The 12,549-nt window shown below is 61.1% G+C and carries 13 protein-coding genes; 5 read left to right on the top strand and 8 right to left on the bottom strand.

Going from position 1 to position 12,549, the window contains the following annotated elements; translation table 11 throughout:
* Positions 1 to 89 precede the first annotated feature (89 nt).
* The 6 genes from EJA72_RS21050 to EJA72_RS21025 all read right to left on the bottom strand — a co-directional run bounded on the left by EJA72_RS21050 (position 90) and on the right by EJA72_RS21025 (position 5,409).
* Complete coding sequence (locus EJA72_RS21050; protein WP_157713298.1) at positions 90 to 743, bottom strand: O-methyltransferase; 654 nt, start codon at positions 741 to 743, stop codon at positions 90 to 92.
* Between the two features lie 15 nt (positions 744 to 758).
* Positions 759 to 1,295 carry a C40 family peptidase gene (locus EJA72_RS21045; protein ID WP_157713297.1) on the bottom strand — a complete coding sequence of 179 codons (537 nt, stop codon included), beginning with the start codon at positions 1,293 to 1,295 and terminating at the stop codon, positions 759 to 761.
* 164 nt (positions 1,296 to 1,459) lie between these two features.
* Positions 1,460 to 2,095 (bottom strand): C40 family peptidase, encoded by a 636-nt coding sequence (locus EJA72_RS21040; protein ID WP_157713296.1) that lies wholly within the window; start codon positions 2,093 to 2,095, stop codon positions 1,460 to 1,462.
* A 213-nt stretch (positions 2,096 to 2,308) separates the two neighbouring features.
* Positions 2,309 to 3,013 (bottom strand): DnaA regulatory inactivator Hda, encoded by a 705-nt coding sequence (gene hda, locus EJA72_RS21035; RefSeq protein ID WP_157713295.1) that lies wholly within the window; start codon positions 3,011 to 3,013, stop codon positions 2,309 to 2,311.
* Between the two features lie 230 nt (positions 3,014 to 3,243).
* Positions 3,244 to 4,317 (bottom strand): AI-2E family transporter, encoded by a 1,074-nt coding sequence (locus tag EJA72_RS21030; protein WP_157713294.1) that lies wholly within the window; start codon positions 4,315 to 4,317, stop codon positions 3,244 to 3,246.
* A 36-nt stretch (positions 4,318 to 4,353) separates the two neighbouring features.
* Positions 4,354 to 5,409 (bottom strand): DUF2066 domain-containing protein, encoded by a 1,056-nt coding sequence (locus EJA72_RS21025; protein WP_157713293.1) that lies wholly within the window; start codon positions 5,407 to 5,409, stop codon positions 4,354 to 4,356.
* A gap of 382 nt (positions 5,410 to 5,791) precedes the next feature.
* On the opposite strand from EJA72_RS21025, the gene purM reads away from it, so the two are divergent.
* The 3 genes from purM to EJA72_RS21010 are packed head-to-tail and all read left to right on the top strand — an operon-like array spanning position 5,792 to position 8,222.
* Positions 5,792 to 6,850, top strand: a complete 1,059-nt coding sequence (gene purM / locus EJA72_RS21020; RefSeq protein WP_008033526.1) for a phosphoribosylformylglycinamidine cyclo-ligase — start codon at positions 5,792 to 5,794, stop codon at positions 6,848 to 6,850.
* A complete protein-coding gene (gene purN, locus EJA72_RS21015) occupies positions 6,850 to 7,500 on the top strand; it encodes a phosphoribosylglycinamide formyltransferase (protein WP_157713292.1) in 651 nt (216 codons plus the stop codon). Before purM ends, purN begins: the two co-directional genes overlap by 1 nt.
* Positions 7,501 to 7,508: 8 nt before the next feature.
* Positions 7,509 to 8,222, top strand: a complete 714-nt coding sequence (locus EJA72_RS21010; RefSeq protein WP_157713291.1) for a DUF3108 domain-containing protein — start codon at positions 7,509 to 7,511, stop codon at positions 8,220 to 8,222.
* A gap of 65 nt (positions 8,223 to 8,287) precedes the next feature.
* Here the strand turns inward: EJA72_RS21010 and EJA72_RS21005 are convergent, their stop codons facing one another.
* Entirely contained in the window at positions 8,288 to 9,466 is a 1,179-nt protein-coding gene (locus EJA72_RS21005; RefSeq protein WP_157713290.1) for a PLP-dependent aspartate aminotransferase family protein, read from the bottom strand.
* The gene (locus EJA72_RS21000) at positions 9,463 to 10,839 is read right to left on the bottom strand and encodes a cystathionine beta-synthase (RefSeq protein WP_157713289.1); all 1,377 of its coding nucleotides are present in this window, start codon (positions 10,837 to 10,839) and stop codon (positions 9,463 to 9,465) included. Before EJA72_RS21000 ends, EJA72_RS21005 begins: the two co-directional genes overlap by 4 nt.
* 266 nt (positions 10,840 to 11,105) lie before the next feature.
* Here EJA72_RS21000 and EJA72_RS20995 point away from each other — a divergent pair, with 266 nt between their 5' ends.
* Together EJA72_RS20995 and EJA72_RS20990 are read left to right on the top strand one after the other, a co-directional pair.
* A complete protein-coding gene (locus tag EJA72_RS20995) occupies positions 11,106 to 11,522 on the top strand; it encodes an OsmC family protein (RefSeq protein ID WP_157713288.1) in 417 nt (138 codons plus the stop codon).
* 61 nt (positions 11,523 to 11,583) lie between these two features.
* Positions 11,584 to 12,444 carry a pirin family protein gene (locus EJA72_RS20990; protein WP_157713287.1) on the top strand — a complete coding sequence of 287 codons (861 nt, stop codon included), beginning with the start codon at positions 11,584 to 11,586 and terminating at the stop codon, positions 12,442 to 12,444.
* Positions 12,445 to 12,549 lie beyond the last annotated feature (105 nt).

Here is a 12,549-nt window from a genome sequence, read left to right as displayed (position 1 = left end):
TGCTCGCGATGGCGGTGGGTCAGTCAACATTTATGTCGCCTGATACACCGCTATCGCGAGCAGGCTCGCTCCTACAGGGGGATCGTCGTTTATCGTTTTCGGCACAGCGTCAATCCATCGCCCAAGGGCAGCAACGACAGATCCACGCGCGAGTCATCCTTCAACGCGCGATTGAGCGCCTGGATGGCCTGGGTGTCTGCGCTTTCAGGGTTCTGTTCAAGCACTCGCCCGCTCCACAGCGTGTTATCGAACACCGCCAGACCGCCCACGCGCAGCAGGCGCAAGGCATGCTCCAGGTAAGCCGGGTAGTTCGCCTTGTCGGCATCAATGAACACCAAATCAAAGTGTCCCGGTTGATTCAGCTGACCGAGGGTTTCCAGCGCGGGGGCCAGGCGCAGATCAATTCGACCGGCAAGCCCCGCTTCCTGCCAATAACGGCGCGCGGTGGCGTTGTAGTCGCCGGGAATGTCGCAACAGATCAGCGAACCGTCATCCGGCAACGCCGCCGCCATGCACAAGGCGCTGTAACCGGTAAAAGTGCCGACTTCGAGCAAACGTTTCGCACCCGTGAGCTTCACCAGTAAGGCGAGAAATTGCCCCTGCTCCGGCGCCACTTGCCAGCGCGCCATGGGCAGTGCCTGGGTTTCGTCGCGCAAACGCTTGAGCAGCGGCGTCTCCCTGAGGGAGACGTCGAGCAGGTATTGATACAGGGAATCGTCGAGATTGAGCGTGCGAGCGGTCATGACAACCTCTGGGTGTTACGGGTTGCGCGCCAGATGCTCGGGCTGCAGGACTCGCTTGGCGCTGAGGTAGGCCCGTTGCCAATATGCCTTGGACAGGCTGTCGAGCTTGACCGTGCCGCCGGTGGCCGGCGCATGGACAAAGCGACCTTCGCCGACGTAAATGCCAGCGTGGCTGACCTGGGAACCGCCATTGGTGGCGAAGAAAATCAGGTCACCGGTTTGCAAGCCTTCCTTGCCCACATCCGCCGCTTGCATGCCAATCATCTCCCGCGTGGTGCGCGGCAGGGAAATGCCGGCGACATCACGGTAGACATAGCCGATCAACCCGCTGCAATCGAAGCCCGAATCCGGCGTATTACCGCCCCAGCGATAAGGCGTGCCCACCAGGCCCAACGCGCGAAACAGCACGTCTTCCGCCTCAGGGGAAAAGGGTTGGTTGGTATTGAACACGATCGGAGCGCGAACCACCGGCGCAGGCGGTGGTGGACGGCTGGCACAGGCGCTGAGCAGCGCTGCGAGGAACATGATTGCGAGGCGGGCCGAGTTCGTCATGGCAGAACATCCTGATCTGGCTGCGGCTTTTTCTGCAGAGGACGCAGAAAAGAAAACCGCCTGCGCAGGACGCAGGCGGTTTGCCATCAATATTAGATCTGGATTCTAGCGGCTACGCGGCAAACTTCAAGTAAGACTTTAAGTTCACCTTACAAACTGTCCGCTTACTTGCGCGCCGTGACGATTTCCGGGGCGGCGGCAGGCGCCATCGCGAGTGCGCGCTTGGCTTCGATGAAGGTTTTGTTCCAGTAGCTGTCGCCCAGGCTGTCGATCCGGACGCCACCGCTGCGGCGGCTGCTGGAATGGATGAACTGGTTGTCACCCAGGTAGATCCCGGCGTGACTGACGCGACCGCGACGACCATTGGTGGCGAAAAACAGCAGATCGCCCGGCTCCAGCTTGCTGCGAGAAACCAGCGGAGCGTCCACGTTGATCATTTCGCGGGTGGAGCGCGGCAGGTTCATGCCGGCTTCTTCGCGGAAGAGGTAACCGATGAAACCGCTGCAATCGAAGCCGGCTTCAGAGGTACCGCCGAAACGGTAACGAGTACCGATCAGGGACATGCCGCGTTCGAGGATGCTGTCAGCCAGGGCCGGAAGCTGGTACGACTTGCCATCAGCGAAGTCTGCCAGTTCTTTGTCGGTGGCCAGTTCTTCCTGATAAAGAGCGGAAGACTGTGCAGTAACAGAATTTTTAACCTGTTGTTGAGAGGCCTGCTCGGACACTGGAGAGTGAGCGGCGCAACCGAACAACAGGGTGACGAGTGCGAGAGGCACGAGGGGTGCAAAGCGATTTAGCATGGGCACGACCGTGGCTGATAGTTGTAAAGAAGCCGAGACTATGCCCGCTATCATCCTCATTTGCAAATTCAATCGAACTTTATGTGACTTTCCGGTTTCGCGTTTACATCTAAGCGCTTAAGCCCCATTTAGACACTTGCGCGGCCTACACCCTGTAGGAAAGCGGATTTTCTGGCGCCTGAAATATGCCAAAAACCCTATAGGGCCTGGGTTTTACCAGCCTAGCGTCTCTTTTAAAAACGGGATGGTCAGCTTGCGCTGAGCTTGAAGGGAGGCCTGGTCGAGACGCTCAAGCAGCTCGAACAACGCGCTCATGCTGCGAGTGCCTCGGGTCAGAATAAAGTGCCCGACTTCATCGGTCAGGTGCAGGCCGCGACGCGAAGCGCGCAGTTGCAAGGCGCGCAATTTGTCTTCGTCGGACAGTGGGCGCATCTGGAAGATCAGCGCCAGTGTCAGGCGGGATTTCAGGTCCGCCAGTTTTACTGGCAGTTCACGCGGGGACGTCGACGCGGCGATCAGCAAGCGCCGACCGCTATCACGCAGACGATTGAACAGATGGAACAACGCCTCTTCCCAATCCGCACGCCCGGCGACCGCCTGCAAATCATCCAGGCAGACCAGTTCGTATTGTTCGAGGTTATCGAGGATTTCGGTGCCACGATCCAGCAACTCGGCCAACGGCAGGTACACCGCCGGTTCCCCCAACTGTTCGAAGCGCAAGCACGCCGCTTGCAACAGGTGAGTGCGCCCTACCCCGTCCTTGCCCCAGAGATAAATCAGGCTTTCGGTCCAGCCGGCGTCGGCTTCGCAAAGCCGCTCGACATAGCCGAGTGCTGCGGCATTGGCGCCTGGGTAGTAGTTGATAAAGGTAGCGTCATCACGCAGACGCACACCTAGGGGCAGCTGAATCGGTTTCATGCTGACTGAACAGTTCCAACGGAACCGTTAGTGGCCTCTGTGTAAAGTTTGCGAAGTTTATACCCGTGACGCTGCCCGCACAATGCGACAGACCACAAGCAAAATCAAAGGTTTGCGTTAATGCACTGGTTTTGTGACAGTTTCTTTGGCGGCGCATGTGACAGCTGCGCGAAGGACGCGGGCCCGCCCGGCATCAAGCCAGGCAGCCCGCCAAGGGCAATCGTCACCCCTTAAAGCTCTGGTTCGTCGACGCCACTGTACATATCAGAATCTTTATACAAATCATGCACATGGCGCACCAGCACCATAATCACGGCGGCCACCGGAAGCGCCAGCAGTACGCCGGTAAAACCGAACAGCTCACCACCCGCCAGAATCGCGAAAATCACCGCGACGGGGTGCAAACCGATCCGGTCGCCCACCAGCAGCGGCGTCAGCACCATGCCTTCCAGCGCCTGGCCCACCATGAACACCGCGACGATGCCGATCATGGGGTAAAGGTCGCCACCAAACTGGAACAGCCCGGCAATCAACGCCGCACCGATACCGATGACAAACCCCATGTACGGCACGATGGCCGCCAGGCCGGCAATCAGGCCGATCAACAGACCCAACTCCAACCCGACCAGCATCAGGCCCGCCGCGTAGATCACGCCCAGCGCCAGCATCACCAGCAATTGTCCGCGAACGAACGCGCCGAGCACTTCATGGCATTCCCCCGCCAGGGAGACCACGCGCTCTTCATTGTCACGGGGCAGCAGGCTACGGATCTTGGCCATCATGACGTCCCAATCCCGCAGCAAGTAGAAACTCACCACTGGGATCAGCACCAGATTCGCCAGCCAGCCGATCAATGCCAGGCCAGACGCTGTCGCCTGGCTCAGCACCACGCCGACGATGTCCGTGGTCTGGCCCATGTGCTCGCTGATCGCCGCCTTGAGCTTGTCGAACTTCCAGAAGTTATCCGACAGCCCGAACTTCGATTGCGCCCACGGCAATGCGGTGTGTTGCAGCCAGTCCAGCATCTGCGGCGCCAGTTCGTACAGGCGAAACAGTTGCCGGGCGAGCATCGGCACCAGCACCAGCAGCAACGTCGTGAAGATCAGGGTGAACAGCGCAAACACCGCGATCACGCCCCAGGTCCGCGACAACCCGGCCTTTTCCAGCCGGTCCACCAGCGGATCGAACAGATAAGCCAGTAGCAGCGCCACCAGAAACGGCGTCAGGATCGGATGCAACAGCCAGACAAACACGCAGAGCAGGACAACCCCACCCAACCAGAACCAACGCCGCGTATCGCCCATGAACCACTCCCTGCTTCTATATAGAGAAAGAAAAATCTACCAGCGGTATCGCAACTGCGGCGTCGGTGCCGCAGGCGCTACTGCTGTTGGTGCTGCACCGGCCACCGGCTGCACAGGCGCGGTCGGCGTCGGCGCCTGGCCCGCCGGGACCTCCTGCAACTTCGCCAGTGACAGCTGCGCCCGCAATTGCTCGGCACTGCCATTGACCCGGTAAAGAATGCGGTCGCCATCGACGCTTTGCAGGCGCACACCAAACGGCTCCAGCAAACGCCCGAGCGCTGCGTAGTGCTCCAGGTTCATGCCCTGCACTTCCAGCAATTGCTCGCCCGACGCGCCAGCCTTGACTACAAAGCGCGGCGCCAGGCGTTCACTGACGGCCAGCATCACCGCATCGGCCACCGCAGCCTGATCCGCACCTTGCACGCTGCCCGCCTCTTTCTGGTCGCCCAGCCACAAATGCCACTTGGCCTGCCACTGGCCACCCTCTTCATGGGCATGCACCGCCAGCAAGGCGTCAGCGTTGTAACGTTCCGAGGCGGCGCGCAATGGCGTCGCCTCCGTGCCTTCAAGATTCGGTGCCGTCGCCACCAGTTGTTCGCTCAGGTCCGCCAGCGGCAGACGCAGCGGCAATCCCCGGTGTTGTGCCGCGCGCCGTAGCGGTGCAGCACTGGCCTGCCCGTCGCCCACCAGGCTTGAGCCCTCGGCGGAATCGTTGAGCCACCACCCCAGGATCGACGGCCGATTGGCGCCCCACAGCGACAGCCCGGCACGGCGCAGTGCCTGTTCGGTGGTCGCCGGGTCGAAATCGACTTTAAGCACTTGCGGCGGTCCGGCGTCAAAGCCGTACTGACTGATGATTTGCTGCGGGTCTTTGCGCACCGCCGCCAGCCCCGGGCTTTGCGCCGCTTTCGGGTCGCCGGTCAGGCGCAGCACCAGCGTGTCCAGCGCCCGCTGAGTCGCCTGATCACGCTCCTCCTGCGTCTGGCTGCTGACCGGTTCGCGAACCTGATAGAGGCCTTTGACTGTTTCGGCATGACTCGCCAGGCTGAACAATGACAAACAGCCCACAAACACGAATTTACAAAAACGCATGGAAGATTCCTGACGACGAGAGCGGCTGGAACAGACCGCATGAAGATGATCGGGCAAGGCTGTGACCACGTCCTTGCGCAAAACATTCACACGATCACTGGAAGTTTTCGCACTGTCATAACGATAGACGGTTAATGGCGATACCTTATACAGCCATGCAAGACGCCACCAACACGGTCAATATCAATTTTTTTCAGGTGATATGCCCCTGCCGTCGGCGTGAGGATGGCCGCTGCCCCTCAAGCCTGATAAAATCGCGCGCCTTCGCAGACCGGCAACAGCCGGGCACCCTCGAATATGCGCTCGGCACTTGCCCTCGCCTGTTCAAGGGGTCCCACTGGACTCGGTCGTTACCCCTGAATCCCCCCTAAAGGCCTGGATCATGAGCAAGCAACCCTCCCTGAGCTACAAGGACGCCGGTGTAGACATCGACGCCGGTGAAGCATTGGTCGAACGCATCAAGAGCGTCGCCAAGCGCACTGCGCGCCCGGAAGTCATGGGCGGCCTGGGCGGTTTCGGCGCCCTCTGCGAAATCCCGGCCGGCTACAAGCAGCCTGTGCTGGTTTCCGGTACTGACGGCGTCGGCACCAAGCTGCGCCTGGCACTGAACCTGAACAAGCACGACAGCATCGGCATCGACCTGGTGGCCATGTGCGTGAACGACCTGGTGGTCTGCGGCGCCGAGCCGCTGTTCTTCCTCGACTACTACGCCACCGGCAAACTGAACGTCGAAACCGCGACCCAGGTCGTGACCGGCATCGGCGCGGGCTGCGAACTGTCCGGCTGCTCCCTGGTCGGCGGCGAAACCGCTGAAATGCCTGGCATGTACGAAGGCGAAGACTACGACCTGGCCGGCTTCTGCGTCGGTGTCGTGGAAAAATCCGAAATCATCGACGGTTCCAAAGTCGCTGCCGGCGACGCCCTGCTCGCCCTGCCGTCTTCCGGCCCGCACTCCAACGGCTACTCGCTGATCCGCAAGATCATCGAAGTGTCCGGTGCCGACATCGAAAACATCCAGCTCGACGGCAAGCCGCTGACCGACCTGCTGATGGCCCCGACCCGCATCTACGTGAAGCCGCTGCTCAAGCTGATCAAGGAAACCGGCGCCGTCAAAGCCATGGCCCACATCACCGGTGGTGGCCTGCTCGACAACATCCCGCGCGTTCTGCCAAAAGGCGCACAAGCGGTGGTCGACGTCGCGAGCTGGAACCGCCCTGCCGTGTTCGACTGGCTGCAAGAGAAAGGCAACGTTGACGAAAACGAAATGCACCGCGTGCTGAACTGCGGCGTCGGCATGGTGATCTGCGTCGCTCAAGAGCACGTTGAAACCGCGCTGAACGTGCTGCGTGAAGCCGGCGAGCAGCCTTGGGTCATCGGCCAGATCGCCACCGCTGCCGAAGGCGCGGCTCAGGTTGAACTGAAGAACCTCAAGGCTCACTGATGCCTCGGACCTGTGATGTGGTGGTGCTGTTGTCCGGCACCGGCAGTAACTTGCAGGCCTTGATCGACAGCACGCGGACCGGTGACAGCCCGGTCCGCATCGCTGCGGTGATTTCCAACCGCGCCGACGCCTACGGCCTGCAACGCGCCAGGGACGCGGGTATCGACACCCGCTCCCTGGATCACAAGGCATTCGACGGCCGCGAAGCCTTCGATGCCGCGCTGATCGAACTGATCGACGCTTTCAATCCCCAACTCGTGGTACTGGCCGGTTTCATGCGCATTCTCAGCGCTGACTTCGTGCGCCACTATCAGGGTCGCCTGCTCAACATCCATCCGTCGCTGCTACCCAAATACAAAGGGTTACACACTCATCAGCGCGCGCTGGAGGCCGGCGACACCGAGCATGGTTGCTCCGTGCATTTCGTCACCGAGGAACTCGATGGCGGACCACTGGTCGTACAGGCTGTAATACCGGTAGAGTTGCAGGATTCGCCGCAGAGTCTGGCGCAGCGGGTCCACGTTCAGGAACACCTGATCTACCCGATGGCCGTACGCTGGTTTGCCGAAGGTCGTTTATCACTCGGCGAACAAGGTGCTTTACTGGATGGTCAGTTACTCGCGGCCAGCGGCCACTTGATTCGAACCTAGGAGATTTTATGCGTCGCGCCCTGCTCTTCGCTTGCGCTCTGCTCGCCCTGCCCTTCGCACAGGCGGCGGACCTTCAACCTTTCTCCGCCAGCTACACCGCCGACTGGAAGCAACTGCCCATGAGCGGCACGGCTGAACGCAGCCTGGCCAAACAAGCCAACGGCGTGTGGAAACTCAGCTTCAAGGCATCGATGATGATCGCCAGCCTGTCGGAGGAAAGCACGCTGACCCTCGACAAGGACACCCTGCTGCCGCAGTCCTATCACTTCGAGCGCGGCGGCCTGGGCAAAGCCAAGAAAGCCGATCTGGATTTCGACTGGAACGCCAAGATGGTCACCGGCACCGATCGTGGTGACGCGGTCAAGATCCCGCTCAATCGCGGCATGGTCGACAAGTCGACCTATCAGCTGGCCCTGCAACATGACGTCGCTGCCGGCAAGAAAAGCATGAGCTATCAGGTGGTCGACGGCGGCGAAGTCGATACCTATGACTTCCGCGTGCTGGGTACGGAAAAGGTCGACACCAAGGCTGGCCAGATCGAAGCGATCAAGGTCGAGCGCGTGCGTGACCCGACACAAAGCAAGCGCATCACCGTGCTGTGGTTCGCCAAGGACTGGGACTACCTGCTGGTTCGTCTGCAACAGGTTGAAACCGACGGCAAGGAGTACAACATCATGCTCCTCGACGGCACGGTCAACGGCAAGGCTGTCAAAGGCAGCTGATCCGGTTGGACATGAAAATCCGGAATCCCCCAAGGATTCCGGATTTTTTTATGCCTGAAGTATCGTCAAATCCGCGCCAATCCCTGAGCCAGGTCGGCGCGCAGGTCTTCAACATCCTCGACCCCCACTGACAAACGCACCAGCGCATCGCCAATGCCCAGCTCGGCGCGGGTATCGGCGGGGATCGTGGCGTGGGTCATGATCGCCGGGTGCTCGATCAGGCTTTCCACCCCGCCCAGGCTCTCGGCCAGCGCGAAGATCTGCATGCTCTCAAGGAAACGCTTGGCACCGGCGAGGTCGCTGTTCAGGTCGAGGGAAATCATTCCGCCGAAACCGCGCATCTGCTGCCGCGCCAGTTCGTGCTGCGGGTGCGACGGCAGGCCTGGATAGTAGACACGCGCCACTTGCGGCTGACGTTCCAGCCATTGCGCCAATTCCAGCGCATTGCTGCAATGGCGCTCCATACGCAGCGCCAGGGTCTTCACCCCACGCAAAGTGAGGAAGGCGTCAAACGGCCCGGCGATGGCGCCGACGGCGTTTTGCAGAAAGCCCAGGCGTTCGGCCAGTTCCGCGTTCTGCCCGACCACCGCAATGCCGCCGATCACATCGGAGTGGCCATTGAGGTACTTGGTCGTCGAATGCACCACGATATCGAAGCCCAACTCCAGGGGGCGCTGGATCCACGGACTGGCAAAGGTGTTGTCGGCCACACAGATGATGCCCCGGTCGCGGCAGATACGCGCAATGGCGCCGAGGTCGGTCAAACGCAGCAAGGGATTGCTCGGCGTCTCGACACAGACCATCCGCGTGTCGTCCTGCAGCGCGGACTCGAAGGCCGACAGGTCGGTCAGGTCGACGAAGCTGAAGCGATGCCCGGCGCTGCGCCGGCGCACCTTGTCGAACAACCGAAAAGTACCGCCATACAAGTCATTGCCGGAGACGATGTGCGAACCGGTGTCGAGCAGTTCGAGCACCGTGGAAATGGTCGCCAGCCCGGAAGCAAAAGCGAACGCCTGGGTGCCGCCCTCCAGATCCGCCACGCAACGTTCCAGCGCAAAACGCGTCGGGTTGTGCGAGCGCCCGTAGTCGAGGCCTTTGTGCACGCCGGGGCTCTGCTGCAAATAGGTGGAGTTGGCGTAAATCGGTGGCATCAGCGCCCCGGTAGAAGGGTCCGGCGTTTGCCCGGCATGGATCACACGGGTGGCAAAACCCCGTGGCGCACCGGTTTTATCGTGTTGACTCATGTCAGGGATCTCCGCAAGTGATTGAGCATGTCGACTCGAGTAATCAAGCCGTGGAAGCCGGAAGCGTCGGCAATGATTGCCACCAGCCCACGGTCGAGCTCTGCCCGCAGCTCAGCCAGACTGGCGCCGGGAGGCAGGGTTTGCAGCTTGTCAGTCATCGCGCTGGCCACGGTCAGGCGGAAATTCGAAGCGCCTTCCTGCATGCCCAGCAAAATATCGGATTCGTCGATCACCCCGACCAGCTTCTGCCCGTCTGCCAGTACCGGCAGTTGCGACACATCCGCCAGGCGCATGCGCTGGAAGGCTGTCAGCAGCGTGTCGTCCGGGCCCACGCTGACCACCCGGCCATCCTCGAAACGCCGCGCGATCACGTCGCGTAAATCGCCATACGGCTTGCGTGCCAGCAATCCCTGATCGTTCATCCATTGATCGTTGTACACCTTCGACAGGTAGCGAGTGCCGGTGTCGCAAACAAAGCTGACCACGCGCTTCGGCTCGGTCTGTTCACGGCAGTAGCGTAAGGCCGCCGCCAGCAAGGTGCCGGTGGAAGAGCCACCGAGAATCCCCTCGGCGCGCAGCAGTTGGCGGGCGTGGTCGAAGCTTTCCTCGTCGCTGATCGAGTAGGCGTGGCGCACGCTGGAGAGGTCGGCGATCGACGGAATGAAGTCTTCGCCAATGCCTTCCACCGCCCACGAACCGGGCGTGCCGAGGGTGCCGCTGCGGCTGTACTCGGCCATCACCGAGCCAATTGGATCGGCCAGCACCATGACCAGGTTCGGTTGCACGCGGCTGAAGAAACGCGTCAGCCCGGTCAGGGTGCCGGCCGAACCGACGCCGACGACGATGGCGTCGACATCATGCTGGGTCTGCGCCCAGATCTCCGGCGCGGTGCTGCACTCGTGGGCCAGCGGGTTGGCCGGGTTGTTGAATTGATCGGCAAAGAAGGCGTCGGGAATTTCCTGCGCCAGCCGCGCCGCGACGTCCTGGTAATAATCGGGATGGCCCTTGCCGACGTCGGAACGGGTGATGTGTACCTCGGCGCCCATGGCCTTGAGGTGCAAGACCTTCTCGGTGGACATTTTGTCCGGCACCACCAGCACCACCCGATAGCCCTTGGCGCGGCCAACCAGCGCCAGGCCCAGGCCGGTGTTGCCGGCGGTGGCTTCGACGATGGTGCCGCCGGGGCGCAGGCGGCCATCGCGCTCGGCGGCGTCGATCATCGCCAGGCCGATACGGTCCTTGATCGAGCCGCCGGGGTTCTGTGATTCGAGTTTGAGGAACAGCGTGCAGGGACCGGTATCGAAACGGCTGACGCGCACCAGCGGCGTATTGCCGATCAGTTCGAGCACGGCAGGGCGGGAGTCATTCGGCATGTCGTCACCTCGCTGCGGGAATCCCGCCTGGATGGACAGCAACCTGCCGCGGTCATCGCGCGCCGGTTGCCAGCAATGCATCGCAAGGACCATAGGCCGGGTTGGCGCCACCCGCAACCATGCGCAGCCAACCGGTCGCATCGCCGTAACGATTCGGCGTAATCAGAACCCCGATGCAAAAAGTGGAACGCCCGTCATGCGGAATGCTCTATAACTTCAAGGTCTCTTTTGATCGACTCACTTTCCTGATGCCTGCGAGGTTTTCCATGTCCGTCACCGTCAATACCGTCTCCAGCGATGGTTTTCGTCACAGCGTGCAGATCGATGAGCACGAACTCTTTGCCGATGTGCCGAAATCGGTTGGCGGCGAAGGCTCGGCGCCGGAGCCCCATGATTATTTCGACGCGGCGCTCGGTGCGTGCAAAGCACTGACGCTGAAAATGTATGCCAAGAAGAAAAACATCCCGCTGACCGGCGTGACGGTCGAGGTCAAACGCGACAACAGCGAAGAGCAAAAAGGCAAATATGCGCTGCACGTCAAGCTGACGCTCAAGGGCGTGCTCACTGACGCCGAGCGTGAAGAGCTGCACCGCGTGGCGGACCGCTGCCCCGTGCACAAGCTGATGACCACTACTGAAGTCAGCATCGAAACCCATCTGTCCGAAGGCGCCTTCAGCCAATAGCGGCAAGGGCTGCCCAAGCGGGTTATGCTCCCTGCGTCACCCGCTCAGCCTGGAATGCACCATGAACACTCCGCTCGTGATCCGCCCCCGCGTTGAAGATGTCGAAGGCCAGCCGATTCTTCGTCCGCTGCCGTCAGCCAAATGCCGCAGCGTCGGGCCGTTTGTGTTTTTCGACCACATGCTTGAAACCCGTTATCCGGCGGGCAAAGGCATGAACATACGCCAGCATCCGCACATCGGCCTCTCCACCCTCACCTACCTGTTTCAGGGGCAGATCCAGCACAAGGACAGCCTCGGTTCCGATCAGGTGGTGGACGCCGGCGACGTGAGCTGGATGACGGCGGGCAGCGCAATTGCCCACGTCGAGCGCACCCCCGAATCGCTGAAGAACAGTGGGTTCACGATGCACGGCTTGCAGATCTGGCTGGCCTCGCCGAAGGAGCATGAACAGGGCCCGGGGCATTACAGCCATCACCCGGCCTCGACGCTGCCGGTCAGCGATAACCTTGGGGTGAAAATCCGCATGATTGCGGGAACGGGCTTTTGCCTGGAATCGCCGGTGCCGGTGCTTTCTCCTACGTTGTATGCGGAATTGAACCTGCAAACGGCGACGACTTTGCTGATTCCTGCCGAACATGAAGAGCGGGCGTTGTATGTGTTGAGTGGCGAAGCGCTGCTGGAGGGGGAGTTGCTGGAATTGAATTCGCTGGTGGTATTACCGGCTGGCGAAGAGATGACCCTGTTCGCCGAGAGCGACTGTCATGCCGTATTGTTTGGCGGGGCGCCACTGGACGGGCCACGGCGGATCAACTGGAATTTTGTAGCAAGCGATCCGGCCGCCATCGATGAAGCGCGACGGCGTTGGGCGGCCGGGGATTGGCCGACGGTGCCGGGGGAAGTTGAGCGGATCGAATTGCCTTAGTTTTTTATTGCCTGTCAGGCCGTCATCGTCGGAACGCCGCCCGGAGCCGGCTCACTCCTACAGGGTTTTGTGTTGAGCGCAATATTGAGGCCAACACAAAACCCT

It is taken from the genome of Pseudomonas sp. PB120 (genome assembly GCF_009761815.1).
Classification (GTDB): Bacteria; Pseudomonadota; Gammaproteobacteria; order Pseudomonadales; family Pseudomonadaceae; genus Aquipseudomonas.
This window is presented reverse-complemented; position numbering and strand designations above follow the sequence as displayed.